The sequence below is a fragment of the Nitrospirota bacterium genome, from assembly GCA_040755395.1.
GTDB lineage: Bacteria > Nitrospirota > Nitrospiria > Nitrospirales > Nitrospiraceae > DATLZU01.
Genome location: JBFMAX010000011.1, coordinates 32,586 through 55,143, shown reverse-complemented (window position 1 = coordinate 55,143; position 22,558 = coordinate 32,586). Strand labels below are relative to the sequence as shown.

The 22,558-nt window shown below is 59.9% G+C and carries 22 protein-coding genes; 16 read left to right on the top strand and 6 right to left on the bottom strand.

The annotated features are described in order from the left end of the window. Positions 1-63: 63 nt before the first annotated feature. On the bottom strand, positions 64-1,578 hold the full coding sequence (locus tag AB1555_14935) for an anthranilate synthase component I family protein (protein MEW6247992.1): 1,515 nt from the start codon (positions 1,576-1,578) through the stop codon (positions 64-66). A 253-nt stretch (positions 1,579-1,831) separates the two neighbouring features. Between AB1555_14935 and AB1555_14930 the strand changes: the two genes are divergently transcribed. The 4 genes from AB1555_14930 to atpF all read left to right on the top strand — a co-directional run bounded on the left by AB1555_14930 (position 1,832) and on the right by atpF (position 3,766). Beyond that, on the top strand, positions 1,832-2,053 hold the full coding sequence (locus tag AB1555_14930; GenBank protein ID MEW6247991.1) for an AtpZ/AtpI family protein: 222 nt from the start codon (positions 1,832-1,834) through the stop codon (positions 2,051-2,053). Between the two features lie 38 nt (positions 2,054-2,091). Next, entirely contained in the window at positions 2,092-2,838 is a 747-nt protein-coding gene (locus AB1555_14925; protein ID MEW6247990.1) for a F0F1 ATP synthase subunit A, read from the top strand. Between the two features lie 106 nt (positions 2,839-2,944). Beyond that, the gene (gene atpE / locus AB1555_14920) at positions 2,945-3,175 is read left to right on the top strand and encodes an ATP synthase F0 subunit C (protein MEW6247989.1); all 231 of its coding nucleotides are present in this window, start codon (positions 2,945-2,947) and stop codon (positions 3,173-3,175) included. Positions 3,176-3,259: 84 nt separating this feature from the next. Then, positions 3,260-3,766, top strand: coding sequence for a F0F1 ATP synthase subunit B (atpF, locus tag AB1555_14915; protein ID MEW6247988.1), 507 nt, complete (start codon positions 3,260-3,262; stop codon positions 3,764-3,766). Between the two features lie 65 nt (positions 3,767-3,831). On the opposite strand, the gene larE is transcribed toward atpF, so the two are convergent. The 4 genes from larE to rlmN form a co-directional block, all read right to left on the bottom strand. Then, complete coding sequence (gene larE, locus AB1555_14910; protein MEW6247987.1) at positions 3,832-4,599, bottom strand: ATP-dependent sacrificial sulfur transferase LarE; 768 nt, start codon at positions 4,597-4,599, stop codon at positions 3,832-3,834. Positions 4,600-4,695: 96 nt separating this feature from the next. Next, positions 4,696-6,093 carry a pitrilysin family protein gene (locus AB1555_14905; protein MEW6247986.1) on the bottom strand — a complete coding sequence of 466 codons (1,398 nt, stop codon included), beginning with the start codon at positions 6,091-6,093 and terminating at the stop codon, positions 4,696-4,698. 10 nt (positions 6,094-6,103) lie between these two features. Continuing rightward, positions 6,104-7,474 carry a pitrilysin family protein gene (locus AB1555_14900; GenBank protein MEW6247985.1) on the bottom strand — a complete coding sequence of 457 codons (1,371 nt, stop codon included), beginning with the start codon at positions 7,472-7,474 and terminating at the stop codon, positions 6,104-6,106. Between the two features lie 48 nt (positions 7,475-7,522). After that, positions 7,523-8,626: a 23S rRNA (adenine(2503)-C(2))-methyltransferase RlmN gene (gene rlmN / locus AB1555_14895; protein ID MEW6247984.1), complete on the bottom strand. Its 1,104-nt coding sequence runs from the start codon at positions 8,624-8,626 to the stop codon at positions 7,523-7,525. A gap of 287 nt (positions 8,627-8,913) precedes the next feature. Here rlmN and AB1555_14890 point away from each other — a divergent pair, with 287 nt between their 5' ends. The 9 genes from AB1555_14890 to AB1555_14850 all read left to right on the top strand — a co-directional run bounded on the left by AB1555_14890 (position 8,914) and on the right by AB1555_14850 (position 18,424). Beyond that, positions 8,914-11,187 (top strand): transglycosylase SLT domain-containing protein, encoded by a 2,274-nt coding sequence (locus AB1555_14890; protein MEW6247983.1) that lies wholly within the window; start codon positions 8,914-8,916, stop codon positions 11,185-11,187. 81 nt (positions 11,188-11,268) lie between these two features. Further along, entirely contained in the window at positions 11,269-11,523 is a 255-nt protein-coding gene (gene zapB, locus AB1555_14885; GenBank protein ID MEW6247982.1) for a cell division protein ZapB, read from the top strand. Next, complete coding sequence (locus tag AB1555_14880) at positions 11,516-11,812, top strand: cell division protein ZapA (protein ID MEW6247981.1); 297 nt, start codon at positions 11,516-11,518, stop codon at positions 11,810-11,812. Before zapB ends, AB1555_14880 begins: the two co-directional genes overlap by 8 nt. Before the next feature lie 590 nt (positions 11,813-12,402). Continuing rightward, complete coding sequence (gene rny / locus AB1555_14875) at positions 12,403-13,959, top strand: ribonuclease Y (GenBank protein MEW6247980.1); 1,557 nt, start codon at positions 12,403-12,405, stop codon at positions 13,957-13,959. A 79-nt stretch (positions 13,960-14,038) separates the two neighbouring features. Then, positions 14,039-14,818 carry a TIGR00282 family metallophosphoesterase gene (locus AB1555_14870; GenBank protein ID MEW6247979.1) on the top strand — a complete coding sequence of 260 codons (780 nt, stop codon included), beginning with the start codon at positions 14,039-14,041 and terminating at the stop codon, positions 14,816-14,818. Between the two features lie 36 nt (positions 14,819-14,854). Beyond that, entirely contained in the window at positions 14,855-16,210 is a 1,356-nt protein-coding gene (gene xseA, locus AB1555_14865) for an exodeoxyribonuclease VII large subunit (GenBank protein MEW6247978.1), read from the top strand. 55 nt (positions 16,211-16,265) lie between these two features. Next, on the top strand, positions 16,266-16,523 hold the full coding sequence (gene xseB / locus AB1555_14860; GenBank protein ID MEW6247977.1) for an exodeoxyribonuclease VII small subunit: 258 nt from the start codon (positions 16,266-16,268) through the stop codon (positions 16,521-16,523). Positions 16,524-16,577: 54 nt separating this feature from the next. Then, positions 16,578-17,345: a TlyA family RNA methyltransferase gene (locus AB1555_14855; protein ID MEW6247976.1), complete on the top strand. Its 768-nt coding sequence runs from the start codon at positions 16,578-16,580 to the stop codon at positions 17,343-17,345. Between the two features lie 155 nt (positions 17,346-17,500). Beyond that, a complete protein-coding gene (locus AB1555_14850) occupies positions 17,501-18,424 on the top strand; it encodes an SDR family oxidoreductase (GenBank protein MEW6247975.1) in 924 nt (307 codons plus the stop codon). Positions 18,425-18,455: 31 nt separating this feature from the next. On the opposite strand, the gene AB1555_14845 is transcribed toward AB1555_14850, so the two are convergent. Beyond that, a complete protein-coding gene (locus AB1555_14845; protein ID MEW6247974.1) occupies positions 18,456-18,779 on the bottom strand; it encodes a rhodanese-like domain-containing protein in 324 nt (107 codons plus the stop codon). A gap of 417 nt (positions 18,780-19,196) precedes the next feature. On the opposite strand from AB1555_14845, the gene cutA reads away from it, so the two are divergent. The 3 genes from cutA (at position 19,197) to AB1555_14830 (ending at position 22,552) form a co-directional block, all read left to right on the top strand. Further along, entirely contained in the window at positions 19,197-19,526 is a 330-nt protein-coding gene (gene cutA / locus AB1555_14840) for a divalent-cation tolerance protein CutA (GenBank protein ID MEW6247973.1), read from the top strand. A gap of 113 nt (positions 19,527-19,639) precedes the next feature. After that, positions 19,640-20,668: a M23 family metallopeptidase gene (locus tag AB1555_14835; protein MEW6247972.1), complete on the top strand. Its 1,029-nt coding sequence runs from the start codon at positions 19,640-19,642 to the stop codon at positions 20,666-20,668. 195 nt (positions 20,669-20,863) lie between these two features. Then, on the top strand, positions 20,864-22,552 hold the full coding sequence (locus tag AB1555_14830; protein MEW6247971.1) for a formate--tetrahydrofolate ligase: 1,689 nt from the start codon (positions 20,864-20,866) through the stop codon (positions 22,550-22,552). The last annotated feature ends 6 nt before the right edge of the window (positions 22,553-22,558 follow it).

Below are 22,558 nucleotides of genomic sequence, written 5' to 3'. Positions count from 1 at the left end.
CTCGTGAAGCGGGAAGTGTGAAGCGTTGAACTTCCTCCTCCGACGCGAGATGCGGACGACGCTTCACGAGCGACGAAGGTGCGATTCGCCGAGTGCCTTGAGGAAGGCCTCAGCCTTATACAAAGTTTCCTCATACTCGCGGGCGGGATCGGAGTCCGCCACGATGCCGGCTCCGACCTGAAGATAGCCGCGTTCGCCGGTCAAGACCAACGTGCGGATCACAATGTTCAAGTCCAAGTCTCCGCTCCAACTCAGATAGCCGAGCGAGCCCGTATAAGGTCCGCGCCGGACGGGTTCCAGGCTTTCGATGATTTCCATGCATCGGATTTTGGGCACGCCGGTGATGGTGCCGCCGGGGAACACCGCCTTGATCAGATCATACGCGTCCACCTCGCGGCGCAGTGTGCCGACGATGTTGGACACGATATGGCTGACGTGGGAGTACTGCTCGACGAGCATAAACTCGTCGACGTGCACGGAACCGAATTCGCAGACACGGCCCAGATCGTTGCGCTCGAGATCGACCAGCATCAGATGTTCGGCGCGCTCCTTTTGGTCGGCCAGGAGATCGTCGACGAGGCGCCGATCCTCGGTGCGGTTCCGACCCCGCGGTCTCGTGCCGGCGATCGGGCGGGTTTCCACACGGCGCCCCTGCCGCCTGATGAGTCGTTCGGGTGAACAGCTCACGAGACAGACATCGTCGAAGGTCAGCACCGCAGAAAAAGGGGCGGGATTCACACGGCGGAGGCGATCGAAGAGTTTCAAGGCGAACGGCTGCCGGAGGGTGGAACTGCCGGGACGGGGTCGCACAGCGGCGTCTTCCCAGTTCAGCGTAAATCGATGGGAGAGGTTGGCCTGATAAATATCTCCCGCAGCGATATACTCCTGACACTGCCGCACCCGTTCCATGTAGGTTTGGCGGGCTTGGTCCGGGTGCATCTCCAGTTTGCCCCAGGGTTCCGCATCGTCCGCATGTAAGGACCGGCTTGTCAGCCTGGCTTCCAGTTCCGCCAAGCGATCGCACCCTTCTCGATAGAGCTTTTCCCTGGGTTCGCTCAGCATCCGCTCCAAGGGCGGACAAAATATCAGGTGGAGCGTCCGGGTCCGGTGATCCACGGCGGCGAGGAGGTCGACAAAGGCCACACAGAGATCGGGCAGGTCAAGGTCGTCCTTCGCCAACGTAGGAAGGGTCTCGAAGGAGCGGGCGAGGTCGTAGCTGAAGAACCCGATGGCTCCTCCGAAAAACGGCGGGACCCCCTCAGGTCTTGAGATCTTGCCATCCAGCAAGACGCGTCGCAAGAGATCGAAGGGCGCCCGTGCTGAGACCACCGTCCGTTCCGGCGTCTTCACGGCGCAGTACCCGTTCTTGCCCGAGAGCGTCATATACGGGTCGCTGCCTATGAACGAATAACGCGCGGTCAGGGCGCCGCCCTTGCCGCTTTCCAGGAAAAACGACGGTCGGTCGGGCCTGGCGATACGACGGTAAAGCTCGAAGGGGTCGGCGGCCGGTTGAGAAATGGAAAGCACCAGCGGCTGCGGGGGACCGTTCAGGTAAGACGCGCGCGAGGGATGAACCATATCCTGAATCGTACCGGGTATCGGGCCTTACGGCGGCGGTGGCGGTATGGTTGTACCACAGGGCAGGGGAACCAAGCCAGCTCAAGGGACCCGCAGCGCGGCGGCGGAATCCGCGGCCCCGGCCAGTCGTTCTGACTCGACGGCTCTCCTTGTTGCTTGACAATGCCCTTGGGTTTTTGATTGAATGGCGCGCCCGCGACCGGCGGAGTTTCTGACTCGCAAACGTTCGAGCGCTCGCCTCGAGGGTACACATATGCCTCCCTCCAGCGATCCGTTCTACACGGGTCTCGGGCAGGCCGTTCGGATCGGAACCGAATTGCTTGCGGCTTTGATCGTGGGAGGGGGCCTTGGCTGGCTCGCCGACGCCTATCTGTTTGCTTCCAGTCCGTGGGGCTTGGTGATCGGACTGGGGTTCGGTGCTGCTGCTGGAGTGCTGAATGCCTACCGAGCAGCCCAGCGGTGGCCGCAGTCATAAAATCATAACCCAAAATCAGAGGCAGGAAGGGACGAGTCTTGGACAACCCGCTTCACCCGTTCGAGTTGCACGAGTTGATCCCCATCTCGCTGTTCGGGTTCGATATCTCCATCAATAAGGCTGTGGTGATGATGTGGGTGGTCGTAGGCCTCGCGGCCTGGCTGATGATTGCGGCCGCCTCCGCCAAACGTCTCGTGCCGACCAAGCTTCAGAGCCTCGCCGAGATGTTGGTGGAATTTGTCCGCGGCATCATCCTCGACACCATGGGCAAGGACGGGATGCGGTTTTTTCCGCTCGTGGCGACGTTGTTCCTGTTCATCTTGTTTTGCAACTTATTGGGATTGATCCCCGGCTCCTACACGGTCACGAGCCAGATCGTCGTCACGGCGGCCTTTGCGCTGGGAGTGTACATGCTCAGCCTCGTGCTGGGATTTCTGCTGCACGGGGTCAAGTTTCTCGGGATCCTCGTGCCGCCGGGTACGCCCGGCTGGTTGCTGCCGCTGATGGTCCCGATCGAAATGATCAGCCAACTGGCCAGGCCAATCTCGCTGGCCGTTCGGCTGTTCGCCAACATGACGGCAGGACATGTGATTCTCGGCGTGTTGTTCGGCCTCGCAGTCGCCGGTGGCCTCCTGATCGGATGGCTGCCGTTCGCGTTCACGATCGCCATGAACGGCCTGGAAGTTGGCATCGCATTCATCCAGGCCTATATTTTCACGGTGCTGAGCTGTGTCTACTTAGGCGATGCCATGCATCTGCACGGTCACGAGGGACACGCGCACTAAACCGACGGCGACTAGCACATAGCTCAATGGCGAACGGCAGAGAGCGGATCGATCGGTGATCCCCGCTATTCGCTGTTCGCTTCTTTGTAAGGGAGGAAAGGACACGATGGATTCCGCAGCATCAGCGTTGTTGGGCATGGGATTGGCAGCGGCCGGCTTTGCCGGCGCCGGCGTGGGTATAGGGTATATTTTCGGCAAGATGATCGAAGCGGTCGCCAGACAGCCGGAAGCCGAGGGTCGAGTCGGCAAATACATGTGGATCGGGTTCGCTCTGGTCGAAGCGATCGCGCTATATGGGCTGGTGATCGCGTTCATCATCATGGGACTGCGCAAGTAGGGCGCGTTAACCGTCATTCGTCAACCGTTAATCGCGAAGACTTCTCGTTTAACGATTCACGTTTAACGTTTCACGAGAGTACACATGCCACAATTCGAGACCCATTTCTTCTCCTCGCTGATCTTCTGGGAGATCGTCTCGTTCGGAGTGCTGCTGTGGGTGCTCTACAAGTTCGCCTTTCCGCCGATTTTAGAGGCGCTGGAAACACGGGAGCGAAAGATTCGTGAAAGCCTGGAACAGGCCGAGCGGCATCGGACGGAGGCCGAACGGAAGTTGCGCGAATATGAGGCCAAGCTGAACGCCGCTTCCAAAGAGGCGGAAGCCATCTTGGCTCAGGCCAAGGAGCGTGCCCAGCGGCTGCTGGAAGAGAACGAGCAACGGTTGACCGCCGAGGCGGAGCGGATTAAAGCCGATGCCGCCCGCGAGATCGAGCATGAACGCCGGAAGGCCATTCAGGACATCCGCAACCAGACGACCGAACTGGCTCTGATGGTCGCGGAGAAGGTGGTGGAAAGAAGCCTGACGGATGCCGACCACCGGCGGTTTGCCGACGAAGCGCTCGAAGCCTTGGCGAAGACCTGCAAGAGCTGAGTTCCGGGCGGTGAGTTCTAAGGGCGGAGTCGGCCGATCTCTGAAAACTCGGCACTGAGCACTGATCAGTTTGCGCCTCCCTGCCGGTAGCCCTCCAGGTCCAGCGTCACAAAACGGAATCCCAATTCCTTTAAGCGCGCAGCAAGGCGGGCGCACCGTCCATCCGTCAGTATCCGGGAGAATTCCTCTCCGGCGAGCTCAATCCTCGCGATGTCCCCGTGATCCCTCACCCGGACGTGCGCGAATCCCTCCTCCATCAACGCCGCCTCGGCCCGTTCGACCCGTGTCAAGGTCGCCTTCGTGATCGGAACCCCTCGCGGGACGCGGGAGGAAAGGCAGGCGGCGGCCGGCTTGTCCCAATTGGAGAGGCCGAGATCCTTGGCGAGCGCGCGAATGTCGGCCTTGGTCAGTCCGGCCTCGACGAGCGGACTACGAACACCCCATTCGCGCGCAGCCGCGATGCCCGGCCGCTCGTCGCCGAGATCGTCGAGGTTGGTGCCATCCACGACCTGAGCGATCCCTAAATCTTCGCGCATCCTGTTGAGCAAGGAATAGAGATCGGTCTTGCAGTGGTAGCAGCGGCGCTCGTCGTTACGGACGAAGTCGGGGATCCGCAGTTGGTCCGTCTCGACGATCAGGTGCCGCGCACCGATCTCCGCCGCTACCCGGCGGGACGTCTCCAGTTCGTGTTCGGGGAGGGTCGGGGAGACGGCGGTGACGGCTACGGCGCGCAGGCCAAGCCGGTCGTGCGCGACCTTTAGAACAAACGTACTGTCGATGCCTCCGGAGAACGCCACCAGGACGGACTGCATTCCGTCCAGGATCGTCTGCATCGTTTCAAGCTTGCTCCACAGAAATGATCGCATCACAGTAGGCGTGCAGCAATTCGCAACTGGGGACTTGCGGCGATCGCGCGGCGTCCTGCCCCGCTACTGCCGCACTTTCGCCTTCGCCTGATCGCCCACGACGACCAGGACATAGTGCTGTGGATCGAGATACTGCTTCGCGACACGGAGGACGTCGTCTTTGGTGACCTTCTCGATCCATTTCGGATATTGCATGAAATAATCGAGACCGAGGCCGTAGAACTCCACTTGAGCCAACACCTGGGCGAGCTTGGCGGTGGAATCAAGCCGCAGAGGAAAGCTCCCGACGAGAAAGGCCTTGGCATCCGCCAGTTCCTGATCCGACACCGGGGATTCGCGGAGGGTCTTGATCTCGTTCAGCACTCCGGCGATGGCCTGGTTCGTGGCTTCGCTTCGCGTCTGCAGGTTCACCATAAACGCGCCGGGCATCAGGCGGGCGTCGAAGTGACTCATGATCCCGTAGGCCAGTCCCTGTTTGTCGCGGATCGAATCCATCAAGCGGGAGGCGAATCCCCCGGCCCCCAGGATGTGGTTCATGACGGTCACCGCATAGTAGTCGGGATTGGTCCGGCTGATGCCTGCGTGGCCCAGGATAATGGTGGACTGCGTGAGATCCTTCTCGATCAGGTGCACCGTCTTGCGCTCGACGGGGGCCGGTTTACGCGTAGTCCGCAGCGGCGGCGAGCCGCGCTTCCACGATCCGAAATGGGTCTGCACGAGGGAGGCCGCCTGGTCCTGCGTCAAATCGCCGACGATCGCCAGGATGGTTTGGTTCGGCAGGTATTCCTTCGTAAAGAACGTCTGCACGTCGGCCAGCGTGATCTTGCTCACCGTCTCTTCGGTGCCGTTCACCGGCCACCGATACGGATGGCCGTGGAAGACCAATCGGTGAAACGCCTTCAGCGCCACTTGGCCCGGGTCGTCGTTGTCGCTCACGATCTCGCCCAGGATCTGAGTCCGGACCCGTTCGAATTCCTGTTTCGGAAAGGCCGGGCGGATCAGGATATCGGCCAACAGCGAAAAGCCCAGATCGGCGTCCTTTTTCAACACGCGAGCCGACGCCGTGGTGAAGTCCTCGGAGGCTTTGGCTTCCAGCGATCCGCCGACAAAGTCGATTTGTTCTGCGATCTGCTTGCTGCTGCGGGTCGTCGTCCCCTCGTCCAACAGGCTGGCGACGAGATTGGCCAATCCGGCTTTATCCGGGGGGTCCTGCGCCGAGCCTACCTTGACGAGTGCATGGACTTCCACGATGGGCAGGTAGTGCTGCTCCAGGAACAGCACCGTGAGACCGTTCGGTGTCACGAAGCGAATGGGATTGAGATCGGACGCCCCTGTTTGTGGAGGACAGACGGTCAGGGCAACCAGCCCGAGCATGAACAGGGCGCAGAGGCGCGCAGCCGCTCGCCGAAGCCCGACGTCGTTTGCGAAGAAACCGCCGCGGCTGTCCGGTCCGACACTCATCGCCGGTCCTTTACTGTTCGAGTTGTTGCGCGGATGTCGGCGCGGGATGCTGATTCCGAGGGGGAAGGGGAATCAGTGTGCCGACGGTCCTCGCGTCTTCGATCAGATACTGTCGTGCGACGCGCTGAACGTCCTTAGCGGTGACGGCGCGGATGCGGTCGAGGAACTGCCCAACCTTCCGCCAACCGGCGCCGATCGTCTCCGCCTCGCCGAGCAGCATGGCGTGACGGAAGTTGGAATCCTGCTGAAAGATGTACGCGGCCTCGATCTGGTTCTTCGCCCGCTGCAGCTCCTGCTCCGTCGGCGGCTCGGCCTGCAACCGTTTAATCTCCCGGGTCAGCGCCTCTTCCACGGCCTCCACCTTCTGGCTCGGCTTCACAAGGGCGTACACGTAGAACAGGCCGGGGTCGGCCTGCATGAGCCCATACTCGGCGCCGACCGCCAGGACCAGCTTCTGCTCGTACATCAGGCTTCGATAGAGCCGCGAACTCTTGCCGTGCTGCAGGATCGACTCGAGGATGTCGAGCGCGTACGAGTCCTGGCTCGTGTAGTTGGGCACGCGGTAGCCCAGAATCACAAACGGCACCTGCGCCTCGCGCTTAAGGACGAAACGCCGCTCTCCTCGCTGCTCCGGTTCCGTGACGGTGACCGGCGGTGGGTTCGGCCCTCGAGGAATAGGCTCAAACAGGCGCTTGATCGTCGGTAACAAGGCGTCGACTTTGATGTCTCCGACGATCACCAGGGTCGCGTTGTTCGGCGAGTAGTAGGTGTCGTAATGACGCTGGAGATCTTCCAGCGTCATGGCGTCGAGATCGGAGAACCAGCCGATGATCGGCCAATGGTAGGGATGGCTCATAAAGGCCTGGGCGAAGAGCACTTCCACAAGAGAACTTTGAGGGTCGTCCTCGGTCCGAAGGCGGCGCTCTTCTTTGACGACCTCCCGCTCGGGCTGAAACTCTTTCGCGTCGAGCGATAATCCTTGCATACGATCCGCTTCAAGCTCCAGGGCCAGTTCGACCCGATCGGCCGCCAGGTTCTCGAAGTAGGACGTGAAGTCCTGACTGGTGAACGCGTTGCTGATGCCGCCGTTCTTCCTGATCAGTCGGTCGAAGGTGCCTTTGGGATACTTGGCCGTACCTTTGAACATCATGTGTTCCAGCATGTGCGACAGCCCAGCCCGGCCCATCACCTCGTTGCGCGATCCGACTTTGTACCAGACCTGCACGGTCGCCACCGGTGCTTTCGGAACCTCCACCAGCAGCACCTTCATCCCGTTCGACAACACGAACTCGCGCGGCTCGGGCAAGGCCGCGCCCGCGACGTGGGCGGACAGGAAGAATGCGGCCAGGATCGAGAGAGCGAACAGCGGCACGTATCGCATGAAGGATTTTACCGAGATGATGACCAGCCTGCTTCGGCGCGGCGCATGCTAACAACGGGCTTGAACGGGTGTCAAGGCGAGAGCTTCCGAGGCGGCGACTGATCGGCCGAGTTGACCGCATGCGCCTAAGACATCTCTTCCTTTGCTCTTGCGCACGAAGACTTCGAACCCAGCCTGCTTGAGGACGGACTGAAAGGCCAGGACGGTCTCCTCGGACGGCCGTTTGAACTCGCTCCCGGGAAACTCATTGAAGGGAATCAAATTGACCTTGCACCGGATTCCACGGATCAGAATCGCGAGCCGCTTCGCGTCGTCCCGGCTGTCGTTGAGGCCGGCGAGGAGGACATATTCGAAGGTCAGCCGCCGGCGCGGAGGCAGAGGATAGTCGCGGCAGGCCGCCATCAACTCCCGTAGCGGATAGATCCGGTTCACGGCCGGCATGAGCCGATCGCGCTGTTCGTCCGTCGTCGCATTCAACGAGACAGCCAGGTTCACGCCCAGCGAAGCCATCTCTTTCAACCGGGGTGCCAGTCCGGCGGTCGACACCGTGATGCGCCGGGATGAAAACCCCAGACCCCAGGTTCGGTTGGTAAGACGGCTGATCGCGTCGGAGACCGCCTCGAAATTGGCGAGCGGTTCCCCCATGCCCATGAAGACCAGATTGGTCAGCGTCTCGCGGGTGTCCAGATGATCCTGCACGGTCAAGACTTGGTCGACGATTTCGTGGGCCTTCAAGTTGCGATGCAATCCCATCGTCCCGGTCAAGCAGAAGCTGCAGTCCAGGGTGCAACCGATCTGGGTGGAGACGCATAAGGTGAGTCTTCCCTCATCGGGAATCAGGACGCTCTCCACCGATCGACCATCTTGCAGCCCGAACAGGAACTTTTTCGTACCGTCTTTGGAAGCAAGCACTCCGGCGCTCTCGAGGCGTCTGATGTCGGCGCATCCGCTCAACACGGTCCGCTCCTGTTTCGACAGGTCGGTCATGGATTGGATGTCCCGAATGCGGCTTTGATAGAGCCATCGGAGGATCTGCCGAGCCCGGTGCCGGGGCCAGCCGAGACTCCGGACGAGTTCTTCCATCCCCCGGCTGCTGAATGCCAGAAGATTGGAGACGGCAGGCAGCGCCGAAGGTTGATATGACGGTGGCATCAGTGATACTCCAATCAATCGAGCCTAACACACGGAAAATTGCCGAGACAAGGACAGCCAGCGCGGATCCGTCCCGTCCGGTCGAAGCGAAGCTTCGTCGTGTCGCTTTGTTATTCCAATGCTGGTATGAAAATAGGCGCGAGGCTAGCGGCCCGAGGCTAGAGGTCGGAGACCGTTTCCTCCCTCGCCCCAAGCCCCTCGCCTCTCGCCCATCCATGATTTTCCATCCTGCACGGTGGCCCAAAGGGCCATGGGGACTTTGTTATAATCTGTGTCGCTGGAATGCCATGATCTTCTCGCTTCTCCACACACGGTGTTGGCGCATCCGTCCGGGACCGTTCCGTCGATCCCTGTCTTGGTTCTTCCTGGCGTGCTTGCTGTCGCTCGCCGGGTCTTCCTTCGCCGCGGAGATTCGGCCGGATGAGTCGTCTTCCTCGTTCCCCTGCGAAACCGCCGAGGAATGCTTTCGATCGGCGGTCGCCGTCAAAGAAAAAGCCGGCGCGTCGGTCAGTCCAGATCAATCGCTCTCGGCCAGGATCGACCGGTTGCGCGCGGTCATGGAACGGCATCCCGCTTCCCTGTGGGCGAAGCGGGCCGGCCTGCTGATCGGGGTGCTGTTGAGCGAACGCGATCCCGCGGCGTCGGTACGATTTCTTCGGGCGGCACAGCGGGACTTCCCCGTTCTGGATGATTATGTGCGATTCTGGCTGGGGGAAGCGTTGCTGCGAGCGGGCGACGCGTGGCCAGCGGCGGCTCTGTTTGACTCCATCGTTCCGGCTGTGCCGGATACGCTGCTCGCTGGCCGCGCGGCCTTTCGCGCCGGAGAGGCCTGGTACCGGGCCGGTTCCTGTGGAGAGGCGACTTCTCGGTTTCTCAACGGCCTCACGCTCAACGATAAAGATCCTGACGCTCCGTTGGCGCTTCTGCATTTGGCCGATTGCGCCGTTCGCGACGGCCGGTCCACGGAGGGACGGTCGCACCTGCAGCAATTATGGACTCGGTATCCTCAGGTTCCCGAAGCCCGTGAGGCGCAATCGCGACTGGTTTCCGGAGCCGGAGGTGAGCCCTGGTCTCCGCTGGCCGATGACCTGTACGCGCGTGCCCTGGCGTTTCTAGGGCTTTCGCTGCACGCCGAAGCGATCGAGGAACTGCGCGCCTTCCTAGCCGCGGCTCCGCAACACCCCCGCCGGCACGAGGCCCAGCTCAAGCTTGGGATTGCCTATGTCCGGCTCAAGCAATATGACCAGGCGAAAACCGTGTTCCGAGACTTGGCGGCGGAACGGGTTCCCGAATCGAGCGAGGCGACTGTCTGGTTGGCCCGGATCTATCTGCGGGAAGGGCAGGGGGACAAATTGCTGGATTTGGCCCAGTCGGTGGCGAAGTCGTCATTGTCCGCCGATCAAAAAGCGTCGGTGCAGTTCTTTACGGGGATCTGGTTGGAGGATCAAGCTCGGTACCCCGAGGCGATCGAGCGGTATCGTCAGGTCACGAAGACGGGCGAGTCGATCTCCCAGCGTCTCGACGCTCTCTGGCGGATCGGGTGGGTGCAATATCGGATTGGTCGGTTCCGCGACGCCAGCGACACGTTTCACGCGGTAGCCGCCGAAAAAGACAAGGACTGGGAACCGCAAGCCCTGTACTGGATGGCAAGAGCGTTGGAGCACGAGGAAAGTTCCAAAGCTCAGGCGAAGGAGCTGTATCAGCAGGTGTGTCAACGGTACGTGTTCACCTATTATTGCCAGTTAGCACGGAAACGGGCCGGGATGCCTGCGTCACAACCGGCGTCGATGGATTCCTCGCCCGAGAATCTCGGCACGCTGCCTTCTGGCAAGCGCGGGGAGATCGAACGGGAAGCCGGATATCGCCGGGCGGTCGAATTGAAGATACTAGGCTTGGATCAGGACGCCGCGAGGGAATTGGCCGCTCTGACGGAACGATTTGGACGGGATCAGGAGGTGGTGCTGGCTCTCTCCACACTGTTGAGCGAAGCGGGCGCCCATCATCAAGCGCTGCGGCTCGCCAGGCTGTATTTTCGGGAGAAGCTGGAGCGAGGCGGCGGCGCCGCCGTCTCCTCCGCTCTTTGGAACGTCGCCTACCCCAACGCGTTCCTGCCCATCATTCAAGCGCAGGCCGCCAAGGGGGTCGATCCGCATCTCGTGGCCGCCATCATTCGCGAGGAAAGCCAATACGACCGGCGAGCGGTGTCGCGCGTGGGCGCGATCGGGCTGATGCAGGTGATGCCGACCACCGCCAATCAAGTGGCCCGACGCCTGGGGTTTCCCAGCATGGGACGGGAAGACCTTTTTGATCAGGAGACCAATATCCGGATCGGCGTCCGGTACCTCGAACAACTCATGGAGCAGTTTTCAGGGAACGTGATCTACGTCATCGCCGCATACAATGCCGGGCCCGCGGCGGTCAATGCCTGGATCGTGATGAACCGGGGCCGTGACCCGGACGAATTTGTTGAATTGATTCCCTACCAGGAAACCCGGCAATACGTGAAGCGAGTCCTTCGCAGTTACCACGAGTACCTCCGTCTCAACAACGGCGCGTCCTGAGCCGCTGACGCTTTCTTGACAAGCGCTGGTGAAGTTTCTATAGTGCCCGCAATTTGCGGGTCTGCAAGGAGAAATGCGCCTATGTCGTTGGAAAGATTGGACGCGTTGGAGACTCGCATCCGTGATTTGGTCAAGCTGGTGCAGGAACTCAAACGGAAGAACGCTGCGCTCGAGGAAGAGCTGCGAGCAGCGCGGGAACGGCTGGCCATCCAGGACGATTTGAATCGTCGGTGGGAACGCGAGCGAGTAGACATCCGGACGAGAATCGAGAAGGTCCTAGGAGAGATGGACGCGCTCGAGTGCCTGGAGGATTCGAAGGAGGTGGCGCTTGACTAAGACCATCGAGGTGGAAATCTACGGTCAACGATACAGTATCCGTGGCGACGCTGACGAGCAGTACGTACGCCGGCTGGCCAGCTTCGTCGATGAGCATATGCGGGCGCTGTCGCAAGGAATGAAGACGGCGACCCTTGCCAGGCTGGGGATCCTGGCCGCCATCAATATTGCCCATCAACTGTTCCAGTCCGAACAGTTGCGTCAACAGGGAGAGGCGGCCGTCGAACGGCGCATGCTTTCGCTCATGGAGTCCATCGAAGAGGAAATGCCGTCGCCTCTCTCGCGGTAAGTTTCGTCTTGAATTCGACGCGGTCCTTTGCTATCGTCCTATGCAATCCGGTGCGTCGGCCGGAAGGGCGGAAGAGATTGCCGGCCGGTAGAAACGAGAGACTGGGACTGGAAAGTTGGGAGTCGGGACGACGAATACGACGATCGCAAACATGATTCTGTGCTGTGCGGTAATCCTGGAGATGCTTGGAAGAGGATTCACGCAACTGGTGGCGCTTTCCCTTCGGTTATGGACGGTATCAGGACCCACACTCTTCTTGCCTGAGCCATGGCCGGCGGACAAGCGAGTTCCCGTCACGGTGTCCGATAGTTTGACCGCGATGTGGAGCCGGGTGAGACGTGCTCGAAGGGGCGGCGTTTCATTTCCTGCCAGGGGACGTCCCTAGGATCAACGCAGGCCGACCGTCCTTCTCCTCCCATAAAGCCCGTCCGATCCTGTCCCGGTCTTTCCGTAGTCGGATCTCGTTTCTTCCGCCAATCGCCCATCCTGACCTCGCCCGACTGTCGCCGCTCCAGGTATCCGAACGTCGTGAAACTGTCATCGATTCGAGGACACATGGCTGTGCACGTCCGTGCATCAGCGTGAAGGGGGTGAACACCATTTCTCTCACTGTATTGGCATACGTGGTAACGGCGCTGCTAGGCGCCTTCGCCGGAGCCGGATTGTACGAACTGGTCCGGCGGAAGTCGCTCATGGCCAAGCGGGCCGAGACCGAGGAGCAGGCTCGGCAGATTGTGCAGAGCGCGCAACGTGAAGCGGAGAATCTGATCAAGGAAGCCAAGCTCGAGGCAAAAGACCTTGTCTTCCAAGCCAAAACGGAGTTCGAGCGGGAGCAGAAGGCCAGATCGGCTGAGCTCCTTACTCTGGAGAAGCGTCTGGTCCAGCGGGAGGAAAACCTCGACCGGAAGCTCGGCATGCTGGAGAAGCGCGAGCAAGAGTTGGTCAAGCGTGAAGAAGGTCTGGCACAGAAGGAACTGGCTTGTGCGCAAGCCGCCAGGGAGCATCGAGAGGCGCTGGAACGGGTCGCGGGGATGACGGCGGAAGAGGCCAAACGGCAACTGCTGCTGGATCTCGAAAGCCAGGTTCGCCTAGAAGCCGCCGGCATCGCCAAACGAACGATCGAGGAAGCGAAAGAGAACGCGGAACGGGAAGCGAGGGAGATCATCGCCCGATCGATTCAGCGAGTGACCAGGGACTACGTCTCGGAGGCGACGATTTCCGTCGTGCCGATTCCGAACGACGCCATGAAGGGCCGCATCATCGGCCGCGAAGGCCGGAACATCCGCGCGATCGAGGCGGCGACCGGCATCGATCTCATCATCGACGAAACACCGGAAGCGGTCATCATTTCGGGATTTGATCCGCTGCGCCGTGAGATCGCCAAGGTGTCGTTGGAGCGGCTGATGCATGACGGACGCATCCATCCCACCAGGATCGAAGAGATCGTGGAGAAAGTGAAGACCGATATCGACAAATTGATGATCGAAGAAGCGGAACGGATCATTTTCGAGCTCGGCCTGTCGGGTTTCCATCCGGAGCTGGTCAGGATCCTCGGCCGATTGAAGTATCGAACGAGCTACGGACAGAACAACCTGTATCATGCGCGGGAAGCGGCCTACATTTGCGGGATCATGGCCGCAGAGCTGGGACTCGACGTCAAGCTGGCCAAGCGAGGCGCGCTCTTGCACGACATCGGCAAGGCGGTGAGCCACGAGGAAGAGGGACCGCATGCGATGCTGGGCGCCGACATCGCTAAGCGCTACGGCGAGGACCCCAAGGTGGTCAATGCGATTGCGGCGCATCACGAACAAGTAGAGGCGATCTGCCCGGAAACCGTGCTGGTCGCGTCCGCCGAGGCCCTGTCAGCCGCCAGGCCGGGGGCTCGACGGGAGGCGCTCGAATCGTATGTGAAGCGATTGGAAAAATTGGAAGCGCTGGCGGGCGGGCTGAAAGGCGTGCAGAAAGCTTACGCCATTCAGGCCGGGCGAGAGATCCGGGTGATCGTGAAGCAAGAGGATCTCACGGATGCCGAAGCCTTCCAGTTGTCCCGCGATCTGGCCAAGAAGATCGAGCAGGAGCTGACCTATCCCGGTCAGATCAAAGTGACCGTGATCAGGGAGAGCCGATTCGTGGAATACGCGAAATAAAGCATTGACGATTGAGTCATTGCGTCATTGGTTCTTTTTTCATCGAACCAATCGGCAGTGCATCAATGAAGAAATTCACATGAAGGTTCTCTTCATCGGCGACATCATGGGGGAACCCGGGCGGCGGGCCATTTCGCGGACGTTGCACCGCGTCATAAGCGAGCATGACGTGGATGTGGTGATCGGTAACGGGGAAAATGTCGCCGGCGGCTTCGGGATCACTCCGGACCTGGCCCATGAGCTGTTCGACATGGGGCTTTCGGTCATCACGACCGGCAACCACGCCTGGGATAAGAAGGAAATCGTGGAGTTCTTTCCCCATGAGCCGCGGCTTCTGCGTCCGGCCAACTATCCTGACGGTGTGCCGGGTCGGGGCAGTATCGTGATCGATACGCCGAAGGGAGAACGGCTCGCCGTTCTCCATCTAATGGGGCGCGCCTACATGCCCGCGCTGGATTGTCCCTTTCAAGTCGCCCGCCGGGAAGTCGGCAGGTTGAAGCGCGAGACTCCGGCCATTCTCGTCGATATGCACGCGGAGGCTACCTCGGAGAAGATGGCGATGGGATACTTCCTGGACGGCGAGGTGACGGCGGTAGTCGGTACCCATACGCACGTTCAAACGGCGGATGAGCAGATCTTGCCCAAAGGCACGGCCTATATCACGGACATCGGGATGACCGGCCCGATCCATTCCGTGATCGGTATCAAGAAAGAACTCGCGATCGAAAAATTTCTCACAGGTATGCCGCGCCGGTTCGAGGTCGCCTCGGGACCTGCCCTGTTGTGCGCGGTCCTGATCGAGCTTGACGCTCGGCTCGGAAAGGCTGTTTCCATCCATCGCGTCAGAATCGCCGATTAGCGCCTGCGCGGATCCAGCGCCGCCGGACCGGCCTCTATGTATCCTGGTGAGCCTCCCAGACGGGTCCTCACGGTCTCCGAACTGACGATCCTTGTCAGAGACACCCTCGAGGTTCGTTTTTCGGATCTGTGGGTCGAAGGCGAGGTCTCCAATCTCCGCGCGCCGGGGTCCGGGCACCTCTACTTCACCCTGAAAGATCACAGCAGCCAGATCCGGGCCGTCCTGTTTCGTTCCGGCGCGTTGCGTCTGCGTTTTGCGCCGCGAGACGGCATGCAGGTGATCGCACGGGGCCGCCTCACAGTCTACGAGCCGCGCGGAGAATATCAGATCGTCATCGAGTATCTCGAGCCCAAAGGGCTCGGGGCGCTGCAATTGGCCTTTGAACAGTTGAAGGAGCGCCTGGCGCGGGAAGGATTGTTCAATCCGGACAGAAAGCGGCCTCTGCCGGCTTTCCCCGGAAGGGTGGGCGTGGTGACCTCGCTGGACGGAGCCGCTGTGCGCGATATCGTGTCCGTGTTGCGCAGGCGCTGTCCGATTCTGAGCGTGCTCATCGCGCCCGTGCCGGTCCAAGGCGAAGGGGCTGCGGCGCAGATCGCGGACGCGATTCGCATGCTCAGTCTCTCCGGCTTGGTCGACGTCATGATCGTGGGACGGGGCGGCGGCTCGTTGGAAGACCTCTGGTGTTTTAACGAGGAGGTGGTTGTCCGGGCGATTGCGGAGTCCAAGGTGCCGGTGGTGTCCGCTGTGGGACATGAGATCGATTACACGCTGGCCGACTTTGCGGCCGACTACCGGGCGGCAACCCCTTCTGCGGCGGCCGAAGCCGTCGCGCCGGTTCTCGAAGAAGTGGTCGAGCGGCTGCACGAGTTGACGGAGCGCGCCTGCCGTGCCGTGCGGTCGCGTCTTGCCGCTGCGGCGAATCGTCTGCAGAGCTGCCGGAGCGGCTTCTCGATCGGGCGATTGAGAGTGCAGCGTGAGAGTCAGCGTCTGGACGACGTGAGCGTCCGTCTGACGGTGGGGATGAGGAAGACCCTCGCCGGAATGCGCCAGCGCATGTCGGCCTTCCGCCATGCCTTGCTGGTGCAGAGCCCGCTCGCGTCTCTCAAGGAAGCGTGCGCGCTGGTGCCCCAACTGCTCAAACGTCTGAAGCAGCAGATGCGTACCGTACTCCATAGAGAGCGGCAGGTTCTTCAATCTCGTCTGGTGTCGCTGGAGAGTCTCAGCCCGCTCGCGATCTTGAAACGCGGGTATAGCATCGTGCAAACGGTCCCTGACGGACGTCTTGTGCGACAGGCCGACGACGTGTCCGTCGGCGACGACGTTCGAATCACATTGTCGGTCGGCCGGCTGCTGTGCGCTGTGCGGGAGACGTTGCCCGATTCTTCGGCTTGACCTCCTCGGGCGGGACTGTATAATACGTTTCGCTGCTCGTGATCTGGGGAGAGAAATGGCTGCGGTAAAGTTCGAACATGCCATGGCCCGGCTTGAAGCCATCGTTTCCGAGCTGGAGAAAGGCGACCTCCCGCTCGATGAATCGCTGAAGATCTTCGAGGAGGGGATTCGTCTCTCGAAAACCTGTCTGAAGATGCTGGATGAAGCCGAGCGCAAGGTGGAAATCTTGGTGCAGGAAAAAGACGGGAAAAAGCGGCTTCGCGCATTCACCCTGGATGATAACGAGACCGAGGACTCCTCCTCAGCCTCCTAGCTCCTCGGCGCTTGCGACGCGCCATTACCCTCCGGATTCTCCGCCTGTTTTTTCATGGTCCAGAAACTGCCTCCGGCCCGGGAACGATTGGATCGCGTGCTTGTAACGCGCGGTCTCGTGGAAAGCCGCGAACTGGCCAGCCGCCTCATTTTGGCGGGGGCGGTCAAGGTCGACGGCGTTCCCGTCAACAAACAAGCCAAACTGGTGCCGATCGGCGCGAAGATCGAGCTGACGCAGCGTAGAGGTCCTTTTGTGAGCCGGGGCGGAGACAAGCTCGCCGCGGCGCTGGATGCGTTTCAGATCGATCCTCGGGGACTCATTGCGTTGGATGTGGGATGCTCGACCGGAGGCTTCACCGACTGTCTCCTTCAGCGGGGAGCAAAACGGGTGTACGCTGTCGATGTCGGATATGGGCAACTTGATTGGCGCCTTCGCCAAGACCCGCGAGTCGTCGTTTTGGAACGACACAATATCCGCTATCTGTCCCCGTCCTTGGTGCCCGATCCGATCGACCTGGCGGTAGTCGATGTTTCGTTCATCTCGCTCACATTGGTTCTTCCCTGTGTCGTCCGCTTTCTGGCAAACGAGGCGTCAGTTGTTGCCTTGGTCAAGCCGCAGTTTGAAGTGGGGCGCGGCCAGGTTGGCCGCGGAGGCATCGTCCGGGACGACGGGCGGCGACGCGCGGTCGCAGACAAAATCGTCGCCCTTGCTGAAGGATTAGGTTTGGCGCTCTTGGGGACTCTTGATTCCCCGGTCTTAGGACAGAAGGGGAACCGCGAGATCTTGTTGGGGCTCAAGCGGCGGGCGGGTCGGTCTCTCTAAAGCCGCCGCGCCCGGCGAGTCAGCGCGTTCCGTATCGGTATTTGGTCCTCGGAGACGGCGATCGGCGCTGTCCGGGAAAGGCAGCAATAGGTCAGCCCGGACGCGCAGGCTTAACACCGGAAGTCGGCGGCTTACACTTTCACAAGGGGAGCAGTATGAAGGTCTTGGTTACAGGAGGGGCAGGGTTTATCGGGTCGCATCTGGTGGATCGCCTCATCCAGGAAGGCCATGAGGTGACCGTGGTTGATAATCTCTCGACCGGCAAGCGCCGGAACCTCAATCGTGAAGCGCGTTTTTACAAGCTCGACATTCAAAGTTGGCGGCTGGAGCGGGTCTTTCGGAACGAACGACCCGCTCTTGTCATGCATCTGGCGGCACAGATGGACGTACGACGTTCAGTGGAAGATCCGGTCTTCGACGCCCGGGTCAATATCTTGGGAACCCTGAACGTCCTGGAGCAGTCGGTCAAGCACGGAGTCAGAAAGGTCGTTTTCTCATCGTCGGGCGGGGCGATCTACGGTGAGCAGAATCTCTTTCCCGCTCCGGAGACCCATCCCACTCAGCCATTGTCGCCTTACGGCATCAGCAAGTTGAGCGGAGAGCACTACTTAGCCTACTACCAACGCATCAGCGGGATCCGCTACGTCAGCCTCCGATATGCAAATGTCTACGGGCCGCGCCAGGACCCCGAAGGGGAAGCGGGAGTGGTGGCCATTTTTATTCAAAAGATGCTGAGCAGCGAACAACCCATCATCAATGGGAACGGACGCCAAACCCGAGATTTCGTCTATGTGGATGACGTGGTCGAGGCGAATTTATCGGCCATGGCCCAGGAGGTGCAGGGAACCTACAATGTGGGAACCGGTGTCGAGACCTCGATCAATGACCTCTTCCGCCTTCTCGTCGATCTCACCAAAGCCTCCTGCAAAGAGGTGCATGGGCCGGCAAAAAAGGGCGAACAGGCCAGAAGCGTGATCGACTCCAATAGGATCCGACAAGAGTTGGGCTGGGAGCCGCGCGTCGAATTACCCGAAGGTCTGAGAAGGACGGTCGACTATTTCCGCGAAAAGATGGGTTGAATAGGCGAACCGTTGGGCCGCCACCCATCCACTATCGGTATCGAGGCACCGACGGATCGACCTGAACGGACCAAGCGTCGATTCCTCCGACCAAGTTTTTGACGTTCGTGAACCCCTGTTGAAGCAGGAAGCCGGCGGCATCGGCGCTCCTCATCCCATGATGGCAATAGGCGATGATTTCCGCGTGCCGATCCAGCTTGTCCAAAGATTGTGGAAGTGTTCCCAGGGGAATCAAGATCGATCCCTCGATCTTTGCCAAAGAATGTTCCCACGGTTCGCGCACATCAAGTAAGACAAGCTTATCGCCTTTGTCCAGTCGAGCTTTCAAGTCTCGAGGAGTAATCGTGAAACTCATCCCCTCACCTCCGCGTCCGTCGGTCATCGTCCATCTTAGGTGACGGCAAGAAAAAGAGTCAATCGATAATATTCCTGTTGCTGGTCCGTCGTATCAAGAATCGAATCAAATAGATGAACGCGTAAAACGAAGCAGGACCATTGGCGGACGGTTGACGCATTCTGAAATCTTTCGACATGGATCAAGAATCCCCAAAAAGGGCGGTGATGGACATTTTTGTCAGCCTACAGCGGGCAATGTATATTTTTGCGTACACTTTCAACTGGTTCGAAATCTGAGTGAGATAACGATTTCAGCATCTAACGTGTTGAATTCAAAGACTTTTAGTCTTAGCTGGCAATTTTGGCAGGTACGGGACTTGCTTGCAACATGTATGGACTATTGGCCTTCTGAGACTGACGGGTCTGTAGGGCTACAGTGACTGAGCAGGCATCGGAAGTCGTTGTTCTCGTTACAGCGTCATCTCAAGAGGAGGCTATCAGACTGGCGAATCTGGCGGTGGAAAGAAAACTTGCCGCCTGTGCGACGGTTATTCCTCACGTTCGATCCATATACAGGTGGGAAGGCAAGATTCACGACGAACAGGAATCACTGATTGTGTTCAAGACGGCTTCCAGTTTTTTTTCAGCCTTGGAGGAGGCCATTAAGCGCCACCATAGTTACAGTGTTCCGGAAATCATCGCGCTCCCGATTGTCCTCGGCTCTCAGCCGTATCTGGATTGGCTGAGAGGTGAACTTCTTAAGTAGTTGAAAAAATTAAGTATTAGATCATAAAAAGACGGTTGACCACCAACGAGACGGTCGGGTAAACTCGCGGAGTAAATTTAAGAAGTGCGAGGGTCCAAGAAGGAGACACGGGTATGAGCCAGCACACTGAACAGGGCGATGCCTATACCGTCGTTATTTTTCGAGGATCGACAGCCAAGCCGTTGCGCTTTAGCTTCCCGCGGAAATTTGTTCGTAAGTTATTGATTCTACTTTCAATTTTAATTTTTGCCGATCTCTTGGTGATCTCCCACTATGTGATCCGGACGGGAGAGGTTTGGGAACTTTCCGCCTTTCGGGCCGAGGCGATGAGTGCCCGGGAGCAAACTGCCGCCTTCTCGGCGGCCGTGGATGACCTCAAACGGCGGTTAACGACCATGAAAGAGGTCAATCAGCGACTCCGGGTCATGTTAGGGATTGAGTCCGTAAAGCCTGGAGACTTGCTCAACGGGCGGGGTGGAGAGGATGCTCCTCTTCCGGAAGGGAAAGAGGTCAGCATTGAAAGGTCTGCCGCTGGACCCCCTCGGAATTCCGACTTAGAAGTTCAGGTGGTCGGCAGAGAAGAGCCGCGAGTTCGTGAGGACCCGTCCAATGCGCGTACGCAGGCTGAGCAGGAAGATCTGGCGCTGCGCGTCAAAGAACAATTGGCATGGCTAGCAAAAGAAGCGACCAGACAAGAGCGGGCCTTGCAAGAATTGACGGCGGCCGCGGAACAGCGCTCATCTCGATGGGCGGCAACCCCTTCTATCTGGCCGGTGAAAGGATGGGTGACTTCCGGGTTCGGACCGAGAATTTCTCCTTTCACGGAAAAGCCGGCCTGGCATGATGGATTGGATATCGGTGCCGCGCCCAATGCGCCGGTTCAGGCTCCAGCTCAAGGAAGGGTCACGGCGATCGGGTTCGACCCGAAACTTGGAAACCTAGTCCGCATCGATCATGGCTATGGGATCGAGACGCTCTATGGCCACTTGGCCAAGCCGATGGTGAGAGAAGGCCAAAGGGTCAAACGCGGAGACGTCGTTGGGTTGGTTGGCAGCAGCGGACTTGCGACCGGGCCTCATCTGCATTACATGGTCAAGGTGAACGGGCAAGCGATCGATCCGCTGCGGTATATTTTGGAATAGATTCTGCGTCATTTTCAGTCTCTCCTTCCTCTTCCCATCAACCAAACCGACAAAGACATGATGCGCGGTCCCACCCCGGCATGGACTGCGTTCCCCGTTTGTCGTAGTCTACCTTTTACGTGAGCATGGGCCGCCGAAACAAACTCTCCGGCAACTTCGGACGTTGCCGGCCGGACCATTCGAAAGAGAGTCGGCATGAGTGACTTGGAGACCGCGCGGTCGGTGAAGCCTCGTCTGATTGAGGAAGTCGGTCAGGACATCGATCTTGCAAGAGACGAGCTGATTCCTTACGGGAAATTCAAAGCCAAAGTCGAGTTGTCGGTCCTTGAGCGGCTCGCCCATCGTTCTCCAGCGCGCTACGTATTGGTGACGGCCATCAACCCGACGCCGATGGGAGAGGGAAAAACAACGACCGCCATCGGGCTCTCGATGGGATTGTGGCGGCTCGGTCATCGGGCGATCGTGACCTTGCGACAACCGTCCTTGGGCCCGGTGTTCGGAATCAAGGGGGGAGGAGCCGGCGGAGGCAGGGCGCAAGTGATTCCTATGGAGGATGTCAATCTGCACCTAACAGGAGATGCGCACGCCGTTACTGCGAGCCACAACCTCCTTTCAGCGTTTCTGGACAACCATGTGTACCACGGCAATACCTTGAATCTTGACCCGACACAGATCACCTGGCCGCGGGCGATGGGGGTCAGCGACCGAACCCTGAGAAGGATCGCCGTGGCAAGCCAGGGCGTCAAGGGCGATCGGGACGCGCAATTTGTCATCACCGAGGCGTCAGAGGTGATGGCCGTGCTGGCGCTGGCTTCGGGACGTCAGGATTTACGGCGCCGCCTCGGCCGGATTATGGTGGGAGTGGCAAAGGAGGGGCGGCCTGTGACGGCCGAAGATTTGCGCTGCGCTGGAGCCATGGCCGTTCTCCTGAAAGACGCGCTGCTGCCCAACCTTCTGCAGACCCTGGAAGGGACGCCCGCGCTGATCCATGCGGGCCCATTCGGCAATATCGCACATGGCAACTGCTCGATCCTGGCCGATGCGATCGCGCTACGCTGCGCTGACTATGTGGTGACGGAAGCCGGGTTCGGCAGCGAACTGGGAGCCGAAAAATTTTGTAACATCAAATGCCGGATATCAGGTCTCCGTCCCGACGCGGCGGTTGTGGTCGCCACCCTTCGCGCGCTCAAGCTCCATGGCGGAGGGGGCGTGGTCAAACTTGGCGCCCCGCTGCCGGTCGGCCTGACAGGCCCGAACCGAGAAGCTTTGACAAAGGGACTGGCTAACCTGGATCAACATATCGCCAACGTCAAAGCCTTCGGCATTCCGGCCGTAGTGGCGGTCAACGCGTTTCCGGAAGATCGAGAGGACGAGCTGGAACTGGTCCGCAATCGGGCGTTGGCGGCCGGGGCGGCGGGTGCGGCGGTGTCGACTCACTGGGCGGACGGTGGAAAAGGCGCCGAGGAGTTGGCCAGAGCCGTGATGGCTGTCTGTCAACAGCGTTCAGACTTTTCGCTGTTGTACGAGGACGGCTGGTCGATCAAGCGGAAGATCGAAACCATCGCCGTTCGGATGTACGGAGCCGCCGGGGTCTCGTACAGCGAGCAAGCCGAGCGCCAGATCGAACGGGCAACGCAACTGGGTTGCGGAACGTTTCCCGTCTGTATGGCCAAGACTCCTCTTTCACTTTCGCATGATCCAACGGTGAAAGGCCGGCCTTCGGGGTTCATCGTTCCGATCAAAGAGGTCCGAATCCTGGCTGGCGCCGGATTCTTGACCGCGATCTGCTCGGGCATTCAACTGATGCCGGGCCTTCCCAAACGGCCGGCAGGGGAGCGAATCGACCTTGATGCAGAAACTGGAGAGATCGTGGGATTGTCTTGAAGCCGA